General features: G+C 70.4%; 15 protein-coding genes. 11 read left to right on the top strand and 4 right to left on the bottom strand.

All coding sequences use genetic code 11. The features are described from left to right. Nucleotides 1–30: 30 nt before the first annotated feature. The gene (locus BJ964_RS38555) at nt 31–2,658 is read right to left on the bottom strand and encodes a bifunctional acetate--CoA ligase family protein/GNAT family N-acetyltransferase (RefSeq protein WP_239163844.1); all 2,628 of its coding nucleotides are present in this window, start codon (nt 2,656–2,658) and stop codon (nt 31–33) included. Between the two features lie 579 nt (nt 2,659–3,237). Between BJ964_RS38555 and BJ964_RS38550 the strand changes: the two genes are divergently transcribed. The 4 genes from BJ964_RS38550 to BJ964_RS38535 all read left to right on the top strand — a co-directional run bounded on the left by BJ964_RS38550 (nt 3,238) and on the right by BJ964_RS38535 (nt 7,975). After that, a complete protein-coding gene (locus BJ964_RS38550) occupies nt 3,238–4,140 on the top strand; it encodes a universal stress protein (RefSeq protein WP_188125265.1) in 903 nt (300 codons plus the stop codon). Nucleotide 4,141: 1 nt separating this feature from the next. After that, entirely contained in the window at nt 4,142–4,378 is a 237-nt protein-coding gene (locus BJ964_RS38545; RefSeq protein WP_188127411.1) for a DUF1918 domain-containing protein, read from the top strand. Continuing rightward, the gene (locus tag BJ964_RS38540) at nt 4,375–6,900 is read left to right on the top strand and encodes a cation-translocating P-type ATPase (RefSeq protein ID WP_188125264.1); all 2,526 of its coding nucleotides are present in this window, start codon (nt 4,375–4,377) and stop codon (nt 6,898–6,900) included. Before BJ964_RS38545 ends, BJ964_RS38540 begins: the two co-directional genes overlap by 4 nt. A 460-nt stretch (nt 6,901–7,360) precedes the next feature. Continuing rightward, nucleotides 7,361–7,975, top strand: coding sequence for a CBS domain-containing protein (locus BJ964_RS38535; protein WP_188125263.1), 615 nt, complete (start codon nt 7,361–7,363; stop codon nt 7,973–7,975). Between the two features lie 293 nt (nt 7,976–8,268). Here the strand turns inward: BJ964_RS38535 and BJ964_RS38530 are convergent, their stop codons facing one another. Both BJ964_RS38530 and BJ964_RS38525 read right to left on the bottom strand, forming a co-directional pair. Then, nucleotides 8,269–8,544: a DUF1876 domain-containing protein gene (locus BJ964_RS38530; protein ID WP_188125262.1), complete on the bottom strand. Its 276-nt coding sequence runs from the start codon at nt 8,542–8,544 to the stop codon at nt 8,269–8,271. A 330-nt stretch (nt 8,545–8,874) separates the two neighbouring features. After that, complete coding sequence (locus tag BJ964_RS38525) at nt 8,875–9,741, bottom strand: universal stress protein (RefSeq protein WP_188125261.1); 867 nt, start codon at nt 9,739–9,741, stop codon at nt 8,875–8,877. 624 nt (nt 9,742–10,365) lie between these two features. Between BJ964_RS38525 and BJ964_RS38520 the strand changes: the two genes are divergently transcribed. The 7 genes from BJ964_RS38520 to BJ964_RS38490 all read left to right on the top strand — a co-directional run bounded on the left by BJ964_RS38520 (nt 10,366) and on the right by BJ964_RS38490 (nt 15,760). Beyond that, nucleotides 10,366–11,526 (top strand): 4Fe-4S dicluster domain-containing protein, encoded by a 1,161-nt coding sequence (locus BJ964_RS38520; protein ID WP_188125260.1) that lies wholly within the window; start codon nt 10,366–10,368, stop codon nt 11,524–11,526. Beyond that, nucleotides 11,523–12,026 (top strand): Crp/Fnr family transcriptional regulator, encoded by a 504-nt coding sequence (locus BJ964_RS38515; RefSeq protein ID WP_203832447.1) that lies wholly within the window; start codon nt 11,523–11,525, stop codon nt 12,024–12,026. The genes BJ964_RS38520 and BJ964_RS38515 overlap by 4 nt, the downstream gene beginning before the upstream one ends. Further along, complete coding sequence (locus BJ964_RS38510) at nt 12,023–12,880, top strand: FAD/NAD(P)-binding protein (protein ID WP_188125259.1); 858 nt, start codon at nt 12,023–12,025, stop codon at nt 12,878–12,880. The genes BJ964_RS38515 and BJ964_RS38510 overlap by 4 nt, the downstream gene beginning before the upstream one ends. Next, nucleotides 12,880–13,716: an NADH-quinone oxidoreductase subunit B family protein gene (locus BJ964_RS38505; protein WP_188125258.1), complete on the top strand. Its 837-nt coding sequence runs from the start codon at nt 12,880–12,882 to the stop codon at nt 13,714–13,716. Before BJ964_RS38510 ends, BJ964_RS38505 begins: the two co-directional genes overlap by 1 nt. After that, entirely contained in the window at nt 13,713–15,011 is a 1,299-nt protein-coding gene (locus BJ964_RS38500; RefSeq protein ID WP_188125257.1) for a Ni/Fe hydrogenase subunit alpha, read from the top strand. Before BJ964_RS38505 ends, BJ964_RS38500 begins: the two co-directional genes overlap by 4 nt. A 26-nt stretch (nt 15,012–15,037) precedes the next feature. Next, nucleotides 15,038–15,490: a hydrogenase maturation protease gene (locus BJ964_RS38495; RefSeq protein WP_223149685.1), complete on the top strand. Its 453-nt coding sequence runs from the start codon at nt 15,038–15,040 to the stop codon at nt 15,488–15,490. An 84-nt stretch (nt 15,491–15,574) separates the two neighbouring features. Continuing rightward, entirely contained in the window at nt 15,575–15,760 is a 186-nt protein-coding gene (locus BJ964_RS38490) for a hypothetical protein (protein WP_188125255.1), read from the top strand. A gap of 452 nt (nt 15,761–16,212) precedes the next feature. On the opposite strand, the gene BJ964_RS38485 is transcribed toward BJ964_RS38490, so the two are convergent. After that, complete coding sequence (locus BJ964_RS38485) at nt 16,213–17,100, bottom strand: universal stress protein (RefSeq protein ID WP_188125254.1); 888 nt, start codon at nt 17,098–17,100, stop codon at nt 16,213–16,215. Nucleotides 17,101–17,279 lie beyond the last annotated feature (179 nt).

The following is a 17,279-nucleotide window of genomic DNA, read 5'->3' as shown; positions in this document are numbered from 1 at the left end:
GCGGCGGTTCCACTCGGCGGCACAGGCGCCTCAGGGGCGACGCAGGTCTCGCAGGATCGGGTCGGGCTCACCGGTCGCGGCCCGCAGGCACAGTTTCATGTCGACGGCGACAACACCGGTCGACCCCGCGAGCACCGGGTTGAGGTCGAGTTCGGCGACCGCGGGTAGATCCTCGGCGAGCCGGCCCACCCGCAGCAGCAGATCCTCCACCGCGATCGTGTCGACCGCTGGTCTGCCGCGGTAGCCGGTCAGCAGCGGTGCACCGCGTAACGAGCGCCACATCCGCCTGGCGTCTAGGTCGGTCAACGGGACCAGCCGGAATACGCGGTCGCCGAGCACATCGGTGTGTACGCCGCCGAGCCCGGCCATGACCAGCGAGCCGAAAAGCGGGTCGTGGACGATGCCGCAGCTCAGCTCTACTTCGCCGGACAGCATTGGCTGCACCAGGGCGCCATGCCCAGGCCGGCCCGCGGCCGTCACCCCTGCAAACGCCCCGCGTACCTGCTCCGCGTCGGTCAGAGCCAGCTGGACCCCGCCGGTGTCGCTCTTGTGCACCAGGTCGGGGTCGGCGCACTTGAGTGCGACCGGGTAGCCGAACCGCTCGGCGACCGCGACCGCGGTGCCGGCGTCGGGAGCGGTCACGGCGGGGGACAGCGGGATGCCGTACGCGGTCAGGATGCGGGCCGCGCGCTCGTAGGGTTGCCAGCCGCCTCCCGCGGCGAGCCCTTCCGTGACGCAGGCCTGGGCGGCGTCCGTATCCAGGCCGGACAGCGCCGGCCAGCCGCCGAGCGGCTCGCGCCGCCAGGCCGCGTAGCGGGCCGCGTGCCGCAGCGCCCGGACCGCCCGTTCGGGCAGGTCGAACACGGGCACTCGGCGCTGGCCGAGCGTCGGGGCGGTGCCGGGGGCGCCGACGACGACCGCGGCGACGGTCAGCGCTGGATGGGCGTCCACGACCGGGGTGAGCGCGGTCAGGATGGCCGGTACGTCGTTGGCGCGGGTAGCGATGAGTACCAGCAGCAGGGCGTCCGCCTCGCCGCTGGTGGCCACCGCCCGGACGGCTTCGGCGAATGCCAGCGGGGTGGCGCCGGCGCCCAGGTCGACGGGGTTGTCGTAGCCGGCGGCGCCGGGCGCCACCTGCGTCAGCCGCTGCCGCAGCGTTTCGCTCAGCGCCGGCACCCGCAGGTTCCCGGCTTCGGCGGCGTCCGCGGCGAGGATGTTGAGCCCGCCCGCGTTGCCCACGACGGCGAGCCGGTCGCCCGTCGGTAAAGGCTGGTCGGTGAGCAGCCGGGCCGTGTCGAGCAGTTCGCCCAGGCTGTCCGCACGGACCACTCCGGCCTGCGCGAACAACGCGTCGACGGTGACGTCCGGGACCGCGGCCGCGGCGGTGTGCGAGGCACCCGCGCGTTGGCCAGCCGTCGACCGGCCGCTCTTGACCGCGAGGACGGGCTTGCGGCGGGCCAGAGCTCGCACCAGCCGGCTGAACTTGCGGGGGTTGCCGAACGACTCCAGATACAACGCCACGGCGGTGGTGGCCGGATCGTCGAACCAGTACGCGAGCAGGTCGTTGCCGCTCACGTCCGCCTTGTTGCCGAGCGAGACGAAAGCGGACAATCCGCATCTGGTGCGGGCGGCGTGCTCGATCACGGCGATGCCGACCGCGCCGGACTGCGACGCCACGGCCAGGCCACCGGGCGGCGGCACGACCGGGGTGAACCCGGCGTTCAGCCTGATGTCCGGGGCGGTGTTGAGGACACCCAGGCAGTTCGGTCCGACCAGCCGGATTCCGTGCTCTCGGGCGACGCGGACCAGTTCTGCCTGCCGGTCCCGGCCCGGCCCGTCGCTCTCGCCGAACCCGGCGCTCAGAATCACCGCGGCGCCGGCACCGGCGACCGCCGCGTCGGCGACCACCGAGGCGACCGCCGGCGCGGGAACCGCGATCACGACCAGGTCGACAGGGCCGGGCAGCGTCGTCAGCGACGGGTACGCCGCAACGCCGGCGACTGTCCCGGCGTGCGGGTTGACCGCGTACAGGGGGCCGGTGAAGCCGTACTCGCGTAGGGCGCGCAGCGTCTCATGGCCGGTGCTGCCCGGTGTGCGGCCGGCGCCGACGACGGCCACTGCGGTCGGCCGAAGCAGTGGGCGCAGCGAGGCGCGTTCGGCGTGGCGTTCCCGGTCAGCGATCGCTGGTTGCGCGGTCTCGTTCTCGGTCGGTACCGCGACGTCGAACAAGCCCTCGTGCAGGACCGCCCGGGTGCCGGTAGTGAGGTCACGTGCGACGTGCAGCATGGCGGTGTTGCCGGGCAGGACCTCGCCGATCAGATGTGTGATGCCGCAGCGGCGGGCGGTGTCGGTGAGGTGTTCCAGCAGCAGTGTGCCGATACCGCGGCCACGTTGTGAGTCGTCGACGAAGACCGCGAACTGGGCGCGCCGGGCAGCGCATGGCTCGTACGAGGCGACGCCGACGATGCGACCCGCCAGTTCAGCCACGATAGCCTGATGCCCGTCGGTGGGTGCTCGGCAGAGACGACGAACCTCGGCCTGGAGGGCTGCGCCGGCCGGGACGGCGAAGAAGCGCATCCGTAGGTCGTCGGCAGACGATCGCCCGTACAGCGCCGATAACGCGGGTGCATCGTCGGGATCAACCGGACGCAGATGCACGATGCCCCCATCGGCGGTGAGGGCGTCCACGGCGACCCCCCGATGAAGTGCAACGGTGCTGGTGGTCACGGGTTCCTCCTTAGACCCGCAGGTCGGCCGAGAGGCTCTCCGATCAGCCAAGCGCAGTCCACCGGGTCGGCGTAGGGTATTCCGGCCCATGCCCGCCTTCGGAGGTCCACCGACTCAGCAGATGCGGGGCAGTTGTTCGTCAATGAGCATGTTGAGGACCCAGCGGGAGCCCAGGGCGGTCCGGACCACCACCCGTGGGGTCGCTCAGCGCGGGTACGGCGTCGCCAACGACCTTGATCGTCGCTCCGACGAGCCGGCGCAGTGACCGCGACCAGCGGCGAAGTGTTTGGCCGAAAGGTGTTGAGACTTCCTGCGGGCCATCAGCGTGCCCGAGACGCAGTTCATGGGTCCGCATCCGACCGGCAACCAGAATCGTAGCGAACTCCGGGTGGGTGCGGTGGGTAGTGCTACAGGACCGCCCGGGTGGGACGAAGGACCCTGGATAACGAGCTGTTTATGAATTGAACTGGAAAGTGACGAAAAAGTCGGAAACGGTGTGGGAGGTGGGCCATGATCGAGATCAGCAAGTATCACGTCTCGCGGGAACCCTCAGCCGTCGATTCCCGCCCGAAGGACTTCGCCGATGCCCTTAATGGGTATCTCGCAGCCTCCGGCAGGTCCGCCCCAGCGGCAGTTCACGTCCCCCCGGTAGCCGCAGTCAGCGGCACGGTTGTGGTGGGTGTGGACGATTCGCCGACCAGCTACATGGCGGTGGACCACGCGGCGATCGAAGCCCAACTACACGGCTGGGAGCTCAAATTGCTGCACGTGCAGCATCTCCGTGGGTCGCGGCACAACACCCGGGACGCTGGTCTCCGGCTGCTCGAACGGCTGACGAGCCGGGTCTCCGTTGCCGCGCCGACGGTGGCGGTGAGCAGTGAGCTGGCGACCACATCGCCGGCGGCGCGGCTACTCATCGGAGGCAGCAACGCGGACCTGCTGGTCGTCGGGCACCGGCACCGTGCGGTGAGCACCGCGCTGGGCATGAGCGTCGGCGATCGGGTGGCCGCCCAGCATTCGGGGCTGGTCATGATCGTTCGTATGCCGTACTGGCCGCCAGGTCCCGGGTTCGGGGCGCTGCCGCTCGTGGTGGGCGTGGACAACCCCGCGTCGGTGACACCGGCGGTCGCGTTCGCCCTGACCGAGGCACGCCTGCGCGGCTGCGAACTGGTGATGCTGCATGCCCAGCCCAATGCCTCGGCCTGCGAGCGGACCGAGACCATCGAGGGTGTTGTCGTGCACCACCGGACGGTCGACTCGGATCCGTCGCCCGCGCTGATCGACTACTCGGACCGGGCGGCAGCGATCGTCGTGGGCCGGCGAGGTTTTGGGCTGCAGCCGGTGACGATGCTCGGATCAGTGAGTCGGGCCATGGTCCAGCACGCCAACTGCCCGGTCTTCCTGGCCAGCTGACCTGCCGGAGCGCCGGAACGCCGACCGGAACGCTCGGGTAGGGGATCGTCTGGTCCTCAAGGGTTCACACGCCTGCGACTGCTTCCGGGTCGGGGTGATCACCGCGCTGCGGCACGCGGACGGTACCCCGCCGTATGAGGTGCACTGGTTGGATGACGGCCACACCTCACTGGTGTTCCCGGGCCCGGAGGCCCACGTCGAGCCGCCGCCGCGGCGGACTACGGCAGGTCGGCGATGACCACGACGGATGCCGGGCAGCGGCTGACCGGGCTGTCGTCCGGCGCGGCGGTGGAGCTGCTGCGGGTCCACGGGCCCAACGCGGTGGCGCGGCCCCGGCCGAAGCGGCTGGCCGGTCGGGTTCTGCACCAGCTCACCGACCCGCTGGTGGCGTTGCTGCTCGCGGCCGCTGTGGTGACCACGGTGCTGCGGGATGTCGCCGACACCCTGGTGATCCTGCTGGTGGTGCTGGTCAACACCGCAATCGGGGTAGTGCAGGAGGTTCGCGCGGATCGGGCCATCGCGGCCCTGGACCGCCTCGCCGCGCCCACCGCCCGCGTCGTCCGCGACGGCAGTGACGCGGTGATCCCCGCGGCCGATCTCGTGCCCGGTGACCTCGTCCATCTGGAGGCGGGTGACATCGTGCCCGCCGACCTGCGGCTGCACACCGCGTTCCGGCTCAGGGCGGACGAATCCGCGCTTACCGGGGAGTCAGCGCCCGTCACGCACGAGGCCGGCGACGAATCGCACGCCGGCACGGTCGTGGTGACGGGCCGGGCGACAGGGTTGGTCGTGCGGACCGGGCCGTCCAGCGCACTGGGCCGCATCGCCGCGCTCGTCGTCGGCACGCGGTCCGGTCCCACGCCGCTGCAGCGGCGTCTGGGCCGGCTCAGCCGGGTGCTCGGGCTCACCGCTGTAATTCTGTCCGCGGTCGTGTTCGTGCTCGGGCTGCTGGCCGGTCGCGAGCTGGTGATGATGGCGGTCACCGCCGTGAGCCTGGTCGTCGCGGCCGTACCAGAATCGTTGCCCGCCGTGGTGACGCTGGCGCTGGCGTTGGGTGCCAGCCGGATGGCGCAGGCACAGGCCATTCCTCGCCGGTTGCACGCTGTCGAGACCCTCGGCTCGGTGACGGTCATCGCGTCGGACAAGACCGGCACGTTGACCGAGGGCCGGATGGCGGTGCAGGCCGCCGCAGTCGCAGATGCCAACTTCTCCGTCGCGGGACCGGGGTACGCGCCGCAGGGCAGGGTGCAGCGCGACGATCAACCCATCGAGCCGCCCGCGTCGCTGCTTGAGTTGGCCCGCGCGTCGTTGCTGTGCAACGACGCCGCGCTGGTGGCGCCGGACGCCGACCACTCCGAGTGGACTGCCGTCGGCGATCCGCTGGAGGCGGCCCTGGTTGCCTTCGCTGGCCGGTGTGGGCTGGACGTCGATGCCGAACGAGACAGACATCCCCGGACCGCGGAGCATCCTTTCGACCAGGCGCAGCGGCGCATGGTGACCGCGCACCACGGGCCGGGCGGCACGCACCTGGTGGTCTGCAAGGGTGCGCCGGAGGCCGTGCTGCGTGAACCGGTGGTGGCCGCAGCGCCGGACACCTTCGCGGCGCTGCGGGCCGTGTCGGCGGAGCTGGCGGCCGACGGTCTGCGCGTACTGGCGGTAGCCGCCGCGGACGACCCCGCGATCGATGTCACCGACCCGGTTGGGCTGCGCCCGCTGGGCGTGGTCGGGATCGGGGATCCGCTGCGGTCCGGGGCGCCGGACATCGCCGCGACGTTCGCCGCCGCCGGGGTACGGCTGATCCTTGTTACCGGGGATCACCCCGCCACCGCCACCGCCATCGGTGACCGGTTGGGGCTGCTCGGCCCGCACGACCGGGTGGTCAACGGTGACACCGGAGCACCCGGCGACGATCCTGAGCATGTCCGGGTCTACGCCAGGACCCAGCCGGAGCAGAAGCTCGATATCATCGCCGCGCTCCAGCAGCGCGGCCACGTGGTGGCGATGACCGGCGACGGCGTCAACGACGCCCCGGCGTTGCGCCAGGCCGACATCGGCGTTGCCATGGGTGGCGGCACCGAGGTCGCTCGGCAGGCCGCCGATCTGGTCCTGGTGGACGACAACCTGGCCACGGTGGCCCATGCCATCGGGGAAGGCCGCCGGATCTACGACAACATCCGCCGTTTCCTGCGCTACGCGCTCTCCGGGGGTGCCGCCGAGATCTTCATCATGCTCACCGGACCGTTTCTGGGCTTGGCGGTGCCGTTGTTGCCCGCCCAGATCCTGTGGGTCAACCTGATCACCCACGGGTTACCTGGTGTAGCCCTGGGAGCCGAGCCTGCGGCGGCGGACGTGATGCGCCGCCCGCCTCGCTCGCCTCAGGAATCCGTGCTGGGCGACGGGCTGCTCCGCGACATCCTTCTCGGTGGCCTGGCGATCACCGTGACAGTGCTCGGCTCGGGTGTCGTTGCGCATTCGCAGGGACGCCCTTGGCAGACGGTGGTCTTCGTCGTCCTGGGCCTGGCCCAGCTCGGTGTGGCCATGGCCGTGCGCTCGCGGCGGGTCCGCGGCGGGCCCGGGAACCCGGCATTGATCGCGGCCGTGGTGATCTCGGCGGTGCTACAGATCGCCGGCGTGCTCGTGCCGGTGCTGCGGGAACTGCTTGGCACCGAAGCGTTGACCGCGGCGGAACTGCTCGCCTGCGCTGCCGTGTCGGTGTTGCCCGGGATCGGCCTGCGATTGCAGCGTCACCTCCGGTGGTGATCCACGGACCCGCATGCCCCGCCTTCCGCGCGGCGCACAAGGATGAGGAGGCCGCACCTGACGATCAACCCTTGAGGGGCAGCGACCCGCCAGTTCCTGCGCGACGAGATCAACCGCGAGCAGTATCAGCGGGCCTTGGAACGGCCTGGCAGCTCGCGATGACCAGCAGCATCCGTTGTCGGTGCCGGAGAAGGGCGACTCCGGCACGGGGGTCTGACTTGAACCGAAGTGGCTTGGCCGACCCGCGAATTGAACGCCGGCTGGCGCCGACCTCTGGGAGAATTGTCGAAGGTGCCGGTGGCAGATTAGTGAGCTGGCTCAAGATCAATGTGGTTGGCAGCCCTCATGGCTCGGCGATGCTGCGGGATGCCGGCGACGGGCCGGTGCCAGACAACGGGTTCGGCCGCACCGATCAGGTTGGTGCCTCCGACCAAATGATTCGCCGCCCGGAGGTGAAATCATGCACGTCAAAGAAATCATGACCAGCCCGGTTCACGTCATCTGGCAGAACGATCCCGTGGAGAATGCGGCCGAGCTGATGACCGCCAAGTCGGTCACCGCGCTGCCCGTGGTCGACGCTGACGGGCTTCTCGTCGGCATGGTGGCCGACAGCGACCTGCTCAAAGGCCGCGTTCCCCCGGACGTGACCGCCCACCAGCGGCGCCGCCCCGACCCCGATCCGCACAACCGGCCAGCAATGGTCGAAGAGGTCATGTCCCGATATCCGGTGACCACTACCCCCGACACCGACGTAGCGAAGGTCGCCGAGCAGATGTTGGAGCACAACATTCGGAGCCTTCCGGTGGTGCAGAACCGGAATGTCGTCGGCATCATCAGCCGACGTGACCTGATCCGTGCTCTGGTGCGTAGCGACGACGTGCTCGCTCGGGAGGTGCGACATCGCCTCGACGAGTACGCGGCCGGCGAACACCGGTGGACAGTGACCGTCGAGACGGGCATCGTCACGGTTGCCGGGGATTACCTGAGCGAAACGGAGCGGACAGTAGTGGAGATCCTCGCACGAACGGTTCCAGGCGTGGCCGCTGTGCGGCTTGACGCGGTGCCCTCCGTCTGACACCGGACGGTGGCGGCCAGTGCCGACGCCTGGCCCCTCCGACGGCTGTGTCGGCCACCGGGCGGCAAGGTCGAGATCTGCTCACCTTGATGTGGTCACCTGCTGCGCCGGTCGCGGAGCCGGCGCAGCAGACATGCTGGTCCAGGAACAGTGGGCGATGTGGTCGTTTCGAGGTGGGCCATCATGATCTCGTGGGCCCGCATGGCGATTGCGCCCTGCTTGGCGCGGGCGGCGCCGGGCACCAAAGGACAGGGAATCGCTCCGGTGACCCGAGGCCGCGGCTGTCGCATCTTCTAGCTGATCAGGTGCGCTGGACGGTGGGTGATCGCCTCGATATCCGCAGCTGTCATGTCCAGCAGTTGGTAAGCGAGATCGGACAGGGCACGCGCCGTCGCGAGTTCGTCGCCGACTTCCGGCACCTCCCGATCGCATGGTGCGCGGTGGGCGGTGCCCTCACCCCGTACGGGCGACCGGACCCCGCTGTGCAGCACGGCCACCGCATGGGTACGGCGGTCCTCCTCGTTTTCGTCGATGGCGACATCAACCGTCCAGTTCCGTGTCTGAACCATCACTACCTCCTCTCGCGGTCCTGTCTTCATTTTCCCTCTGGCAGGGGGCATGGGTGCCTCATGGGCGGTCAAGGCCGCTGGTCCTGTTTCCGGGTCCGATGTCCCTACCGGTGTCGGGACGAGGCGACGAAGGTGAAGCTCCCAGCCGCCGCAGGTGGTGGATCATGGGAACGTTCGACCGCGCGGAGATGTTGCAGACACACCGCGGAGCGGACCGAACGCACCCACGCCGAGATCGTCTGTCGCGCCCGCCGCCTGCTGGAACACGGCGACACGGTCATCCTGGTCGCCTTGTGGACGCGTGAACGACGCCGCCGATGCGCCCGGGCCTCAGCCGCGGGCAATGAGTACCGGACAATCTGCGTGATGCAACAGTTGGTGGCCGACCGAGCCCAGCAGGGTGCCGGTCAACGCGCCGTGACCATGGCTACCGACGACTACCAGTTGGGCGTGATGCGAGGCGCCGACCAGCGGTCCCGCAGCGGTCCCGGCGGCTACTTGGACCTGCACCCGGACGTCGGGGTACTGACTTCGCCGACTGGCCAGCAGGTCGTTCACCTGGCTGGCGTGAAACTTTGCCAAACCTTCGGTATGGGGCGGTGGGATCGGGGGCAGGCCTGGGGTGGCCAGTGGCACCGGCTCGGTATAGGCGTGCAGCGCGAGCAACGGCGCGTGCCGCAGGCGGGCGGCCTCGAAGCCGGCGTCGAGTGCCAGTGCGCCACCGGATGAGCTGTCCGCACCGACCAAGACCGGACCGTCGGCGGCTGACGTACGGCCGCGCACCACGACCGTGGGGCACCGTGCGTGGGTGGACACCCGCTGACTGACGGATCCGAGCATGAGGCTGGTGAAGCCGCCACGACCGCGATGGCCAACCACGAGCAGGTCAGCGTCCGCCCCACGCTCGATCAGCACGGCCGCCGGGTCGCCGGGCGCGATCACGGTGTGCACCGTGACGTTGAACAGCATGGTCCCGACGGCGGCGCGGGCGTCCGTCACGATCGCCTCCGCCAGGTCGGCCGCGTCGGCCAGATCCCGGCGTGGCAACCCGGGCGTGGCCGCCCATGTGTTGTCGTAGGCGTTCAGGATGGTCAGTGCGGTGCCGCGGCTCTGAGCCTCGATCGCCGCCCACCGGACGGCCGCCTGCGCCGGTGGCGAGCCGTCGGTGCCGACGACTATAGATCCACTCGTGTTCATCGGCTACCTCCCGAGGACGGAGCCGCCATCCCGGACCGTAACACCTGACGTGCGGCGGTGGCCGAGCCTTAGGACTCTGCCAGGGCCTTGGCCGAGTGCGGTATCCCGGAAACTGGCGTGTCGGTCGCCATGGCGCCCGACAGCGGCGGGGACACAATGTCCAGGGGATCGAGGATGCGGGTCGCGAGTTCGGCGAACGGCCACATGCCAACACGACGTCCGGGCACAGGCCCCGAAGCGCGGCCAGTTCTCCTTCGACAAATTCGCGGCGCGTATGGGGTTGGCCGAGCGAATGGCCAGATACCGAAGATCCCGGGATGGTGTTCGGCCTGGTGGCCGGGCCGCCTGGTCAGCGGCGAACCGCAGCACGGTCGGCGCCACCGGAGCCGTCTACTCCGCGGCTCGCTGACGGGAGGCTGGCGTCGGCGGCCCAGTGGTTGGCGACGCCAGGTGTGGCGTTGGCGGCCGCCTGAGACATCGCGCGTACCGCCCGTTCCGGCGGGTCGTAGACCGGCGCGCGGCGCTGGCCGAGCCGGTTGACCGCGGCCGTATGGCGGGCCGAGACGACCGATGCGGTTTAGAATTGTCCGTAAAGCCCGTTTATGGTATTAAGGGGGCTGTGCGATGCTCTTAGGGGACGAGCTAGGGCACGAGCAGGCGTCGGTGGTCGAGGCGGCGGGGCTGCAGGCGTTGTTCGACGCACTTCACTCCCGTGGCTACACCGTGATGGGCCCGGTGGCCCGCGACGGCGCGATCGTTGTCGCCGAGCTGGCGTCGGCTGCGGACCTTCCATACGGGTGGGGGGTGGAGACCGAGGCCGGCCGTTACCGCTTGCGGGCGCGCGGCGACACCGCCGTCTTCGGACACTCAGCCGGCCCGCAGTCGTGGAAGAGCGTTCTGCACCCGGCCCGTTCCCGGATGTGGTCGGCCGACCGGGCCACCGGCACCGTGACCACCGAGCCAGCACGGCCGGACCGGTATGCACTGCTCGGGGTGCGTCCGTGCGACCTGGCCGCCATCCGGGTGTTGGACCGGGTCCTGGCCGGCGGACGACACGCTGACCCGATCTACACCAGCCGTCGTGACGGCAACCTCGTCATCGCCGTGGAGTGCACCGAACCGGGCGCCACCTGCTTCTGTACCTCCATGAACACTGGCCCGAACGTCGAGTCCGGGTTTGATCTGGCCCTGACCGAAATGGTCGACTCCGCCGGACACCGGTTCCTGGTCCGGGCCGGCACCCCGGCCGGCGCCGAGGTACTTGCCGACCTGCCGCGGCGCCCCGCCGACGAGGCGACAGTTCAGCAGGCCGGCGACGCGGTGGCCGCGGCAGCCACTCACATGGGGCGGCACCTGCGCACCGACGGCCTGCCCGAGATGCTGGCTGCGAGCCGCGAGTCGACGCACTGGGACGACGTGGCTTCCCGTTGCCTGACCTGCGGCAACTGCACCATGGTCTGCCCGACATGCTTCTGCACCACCACCGAGGATGTCACCGACCTGACCGGCGAACACGCCGAACGGTGGCGGCGCTGGGACTCCTGCTACGACCTCGACTTCTCCTACCTGCACGGCGGCAGCGTGCGTACCAGCGGGCAGAGCCGGTACCGGCAGTGGATCAGTCACAAGCTGGGCACCTGGCACGACCAGTTCGGCTCCTCCGGCTGCGTGGGGTGCGGCCGTTGCATCGTGTGGTGCCCGACCGGCATCGACATCACCCAGGAGGCCGCAGCCCTGTTCGCGTTGCAGCCGTCCGCCGAGGGATTCGACGAGGTCACGCCATGACCGGACCTATGATCGGGCGGGTGGGGGCCCGCCCGTTCTTTTCGGCGCTGACCACGGAGCAGTTCACCGTGCTGTCCGCCGACGGGCGGCCGGTGACCTACCGGCCGGGCGAGCGGATCTTCACCGAGGGCGGGGTAGCCGACCGGTTCTGGCTCATCGAGACCGGCCGCGTCGCCCTGGACATGCACGTTCCGGGACGCGGTGACCAGATCATCGAGACCCTCGCCGCCGGAACCCTGCTGGGCTGGTCGTGGCTGTACCCACCGTACCGGTGGCAGTTCGGTGCGCTCGCGCACGAGGCGACGGACGGGCTCGCGTTCGACGCCTCCTCGGTCCGGCGCCGTTGTGCCGCCGATCCCACGTTCGGGTACGCGATCCTACGCTGTTTCACCCCGGTCATCATCGAGCGGCTGCAGGCGACGCGGTTGCGGCTGCTCGATCTCTACGCGAGCCCGGCCCAGGCTGGACGCCCTCTGCAACGAGGCGAGGCGTCGCGATGAGCGCGACGGCCGAGGCAGAGTTGGCCGGCGTGGCGGTGCCATGCCCGTACCGGGTGCTGTCGCGTCTCGTGGACACCGACGACACCGTCACCCTGACTTTGGGGAACGACGCCGGCCCGTTGCCGGCGTTCGCCCCGGGGCAGTTCGCGATGCTCACCGCGTACGGCATCGGCGAGGTGCCGATCTCGCTCAGTGGCGTGGTGGACACCGGCGACGGGCGCGCCCGTCGCCTGGTACACACCCTGCGCGCGGTGGGCGCGGTGACCCATGCACTGCACGGGGCCGTGCCGGGCGGCGTGGTCGGGGTGCGCGGGCCGTTTGGCACCTGCTGGGATGTCGCATCGGCGGTCGGCCGGGACGTGGTGATTGTCGCCGGCGGGATCGGGCTGGCGCCGCTGCGCCCGCTGATCCGGGCGGTGACGGCCGAGCGGTCCCGGTACGGCAGGGTGACACTGCTGGCCGGTGCCCGAACGCCCGCCGACGTGCTCTACCGCGACGAGCTGCGCCGGTGGGGTGAGCAGGACGTGGATGTCGCCGTCACCGTCGACCGGCCCGACCACGACTGGACCGGCCACGTCGGGGTGGTGACCACGCTGATCCCGCGGGCGGCATTCGAGCCGGCCGGCACGGTCGCGTTCGTCTGCGGACCTGAGGTGATGATGCGGTTCACGGCCGCTGCGCTGCTGGCACAGGGGGTGGCCGCCACACGGATTCGGGTATCGCTGGAGCGCAACATGCGCTGCGGTGCCGGCTGGTGCGGGCACTGCCAGCTCGGGCCGCTACTGGTCTGCCGGGACGGGCCGGTGGTCGACTGGTCGCGGGCGGCGCCGCTGACGAGCGTGCGGGAACTCTGATGACCGACGAGCATGCGAACCTGCCGACGTTGGCGGTGTGGAAGTTCGCCTCCTGCGACGGCTGCCAGCTGACCCTGCTCGACTGTGAGGACGAACTGCTGCCGCTGGCCGGTCGGGTGCGGATCGCGCATTTCCTGGAGGCGAGCAGGCAGGCGCTGGCCGGCCCCTACGACATCTCCCTGGTGGAAGGCTCGATCACCACGCCGGAGGACGCCGAGCGTATCCACCGGGTCCGCGACCTGTCGCGGACGCTGGTGACCATCGGCGCCTGCGCCACCGCCGGCGGCGTACAGGCCTTGCGCAATTTCGCCGACATCGACGAGTTCCGTTCCGTCGTCTATGCCCATCCGGAGTACGTGTCGACGCTGGCCACCTCCACCCCGATCGCCGCGCACGTCGACGTCGACTACGAGCTGCACGGCTGCCCGATCGACCGCCGTCAACTTCTGGAGGTCATCACCGCCCTGCTCATCGGGCGCCGGCCGAACATCCCGGCGCACAGCGTCTGCTTCGAGTGCAAGCAGCGCCACACCGTGTGCGTGGTGGTGGCCCATGGAACCCCCTGCCTCGGCCCGGTCACCCACGCCGGCTGCGGCGCGCTTTGCCCGGCACACCACCGGGGCTGCTACGGCTGCTTCGGCCCGATGGAGTCGCCGAACGCCGGCGCCCAGGCGGGTCTGCTGCGGGCCACCGGCATGTCCGAGGCCGACGTCGTGCGGGCCTACCGGACCTTCAACGCCGGAGCGCCCGCGTTCGTCGAACTGTCCCAGGTAACGGTCGGACCGCCGCCGGGGGCCGGTCCGCGCGAACACCAACCTGGAGAGGCGCGGCCATGACGCATCGCTCGGATCGCATCCTCGACGTGCGGGCGCTGGCCCGCGTCGAGGGTGAGGGCGCGATGCATGTACGGGTACGCGGCGACAGCGTCGAGGACGTGCGACTGGACATCTACGAGCCGCCACGCTTCTTCGAGGCGTTCCTGCGCGGCCGCCGGTACACCGAGCCGCCCGACATCACTGCCCGCATCTGCGGTATCTGCCCGGTGGCGTACCAGATGAGCGCGTGCGCGGCGATCGAGGACGCGTGCGGTGTTCCCGTCGACGGGCCGATCGCCGACCTGCGGCGGTTGCTCTACTGCGGGGAGTGGATCGAGAGCCACACGCTGCACATCTACCTGCTGCACGCGCCGGACTTCCTCGGCTACCCGAGCGCGCTGGAGTTGGCCAAGGACCGCAGGGGCATCGTGGAGCGCGGCCTGGCCCTGAAGAAGGCCGGCAACGAGATCATGGAATTGATCGGCGGCCGGGCCATCCATCCGATCAATGTGCGGCTCGGCGGATTCTACCGGGCCCCGGTAAAGGAGGATCTCGCCGCGCTGGGACGGACCCTGCGGGTGGCGCTCGACCAGGCGTTGGACACCGTCCAGTGGGTTGCCGGATTCGACTTCCCCGACTTCCACCATGACCACGAGCTGCTCGCACTGGTCGCGCCCGGCACGTACGCCATCGAGCGCGGCGACGTTGCGACAACCGGCGGCCCGACCTTCCCGCCGCGGCAGTTCGAGGACCACGTCATCGAGGAGCAGGTGCCGCACTCCACCGCGCTGCATGCCCGGCTCGCGGGCCGGGGCCGGTACCTGGTGGGGCCCGCCGCCCGGTACACGCTGAACCGGCAGTGGCTCTCGCCGCTGGCCCGCCAGGCCGCCGACGCCGCCGGGCTGGGCGATGAATGCCGCAACCCGTACCGCAGCATCCTGGTCCGCGCCGTCGAGGTGGTGTACGCAGTGGACGAGGCGTTACGGCTGATCGAGGAGTACGAGCCGCCCGACCGTCCGGCGCTGGAGGTACCGCCGCGGGCCGGGGTCGGCTTCGGCGCGACCGAGGCCCCGCGCGGGGCGTTGTTCCACCGGTACGGCGTGGACGCCGACGGCTTGATCACGTCGGCCCGCATCGTGCCGCCCACATCGCAAAACCAGGCCAGTATCGAAGATGACCTGCGCCGTTTCGTCGGTGCTCGGCTGGACCTCGACGACAAGCGGCTGACGGCGCAGTGCGAGCAGGCGATCCGAAACTACGATCCGTGCATCTCCTGTTCCACCCATTTCCTGGACCTCACGGTGGATCGGGAATGACCAGGGCTGGTGATGGCGGACGCCGAGTGGTGATCGGCGTCGGCAACGAGTACCGCCGGGACGACGGGTTCGGGCCGACGGTGGTCGCGCGACTGACCGAGCTGGGACTGGGCGATCCGGAGTCGGGTGTGACGGTGAGGGCCACTGACGGGGAACCGACCCGTCTGATCGACCTGTGGACCGGGGCCGACCTGGCGGTGGTGGTCGATGCGGTGCGCGACGGCCACGATCATGGCGGCCACCGGTACGAACTGGTTCTCGGCGAGCTCACCGACCTGCCCGATGAGCGTTCCTCCAGCTCCCACGGGATCAGCCTCGGCAGCACGGTGGAGCTGGGCCAGGCACTCGGACGGCTGCCCCACCGTCTGGTGGTCCTCGCCGTGGGAGGCCACGAGTTCGGCTTCGGCGCCGGGCTCACCCCCGAGGTCGCCGCGGCGGTGGAGCCTGTCGTAGCGCGGGTCCGCGACCTGGTGGGCTGACACGTCTCGGTGACGGACCGGATCGCACCTGCCCGAGACACCTGGTCGATCCGGTAAGGCCAAGGCGCCGTCCGCATCGGAACCATGTCCGACAGCGATCCCGGCCGCCTCGTGGTACGTACGGCGGTCGGCTCCCGCCGCGCCCTCGCCGGCAGCGGCGGCGAGGTCCGCGCCATCTGCGGAAAGCCGCTCATCACCCTGGCCGTTCTGGCCATCCTCGCGTTCTGCGCCGCCGCCGCGCGCCAGATCAGGACGGTCGGCCGGACATGATTCGCCTGACCAACAGACATGCCGCCTGATCATGGATGGCGGCTGCCGTGCACATCGAGGAAAGGCACAGCCGGTGCGGCGGTGAACCGGGCAGGCGTGCGGAACACCGGGACCGGATGCCCGGTGTCGCGGCGCACAACGTGGGCCTGCCGAGCGAGTGCGCCCGGTGCCGAAATCCCGGGCGGCTACGGCCGTCCGGGATTTTCAGTGTGGGCGCGATCTCGTCGGCCCAGGGGTGGGTCCAGGCCGCGGCAGATGCCGCTCACTATTGAGTGTGGGTCCGGGGTGCGCCCGGTACCAGGGCCGAACGGCACGTCGAGACCGGTCGTCTCGAGCGTTGACTGTGACGTCGTTTCACAGCGGAGGGCGACGAGTTCGTCCGCTGGCTGGTGGGTGGGCTGGCGGCGGTCGTCCGGCCCCGCAGGCGGCGCGGGGCCGGTCGGGTTCCTGGTTCATCGTTGCCGCGCCGGCCTGCGCTCGGGATGGACGATCAACACCGGGCATTCGGCGTGGTGCAGAAGTTGCAGGCTGGTGGAACCGAGCAGGGTCCCGGCGATCACGCCGTGGCCCCGGCTGCCGACCATCACCAGTTGTGTGCCGTGCGATACACCGACCAGCACCGCCGCGGCGCTGTCGTGCGACACCAACTGCTCTACCTGGAGGTCCGGGAACTTGGCCTGCCATGGCTCCACCAGTGCGGCCAGACTTGCGCGTTCGGCGTCGTCCTGCCGCGGAGTGTGCAGGTCGCCCGGCTGAAAGCCACCCCGGTAGTGTGGGAACGGCGGCGTATAGCAGCGGATCAGCACCAGGTTCACGTCCCGTTGGTGAGCCGCGCTGAACGCCGCCTCCAGCACGCCGCCGGCGGCCGGCGAGTCGTCCACGCCGGCGGCGACCGGCCGGCGGTCGTTCTCGGTGTTCTCGCGGATCACCGCCACCGGGCAGCGCCCGTGGGTCGCGACCCGCTGGCTGACCGACCCGAGTTGCAGTCCGGTGAAGCCGCCATGGCCGCGGTTTCCGAGCACCATCAGGCCCGCGCTCTCCGAGCCGATGATCAGCTGGGCCGCCGGATCGCCGATTATCACGTCCGTTTCGACATCGATTCCCGGCGCGGCATCTCGTGCCTGCCGGGCGGCGTCGGCGGTGAGGGCGACCGCGTTCCGGCGTTCGGTTTCGAACTGCTCACCGGTGTAGCCGAAGCGTGCGGCCGACCAGTCCCAGTCCAGTACGTGCACGACGCGCAGCGGCTGCTCGCGGCGTAGTGCCTCGGCCGCGGCCCAAGTGATCGCGGACCGGCTGGTATCGGTGCCGTCGGCTGCGACGACGACGGTCTGTGTCCGCATGATGTCCTCCCCATTCCTGGGCTCTCCCTACATCGTCATTCACGTCGATGCCTGATCGGCAGGGTCATAGGTCCCGGGCGCGTCCTGGAGGATCGCGGAGAGCGGCACCGCGTCGAGTAGCGACCAGTCGTGTCCAGCGACGGGAACGCGACCGCCGCGTCCGGCAGATCCCCAGCACG

It is taken from the genome of Actinoplanes lobatus (assembly GCF_014205215.1).
GTDB classification, from domain to species: Bacteria; Actinomycetota; Actinomycetes; order Mycobacteriales; family Micromonosporaceae; genus Actinoplanes; species Actinoplanes lobatus.
Note: the sequence above shows the minus strand (reverse complement) of the source record. Positions and strands in the feature narration are given on the sequence as shown.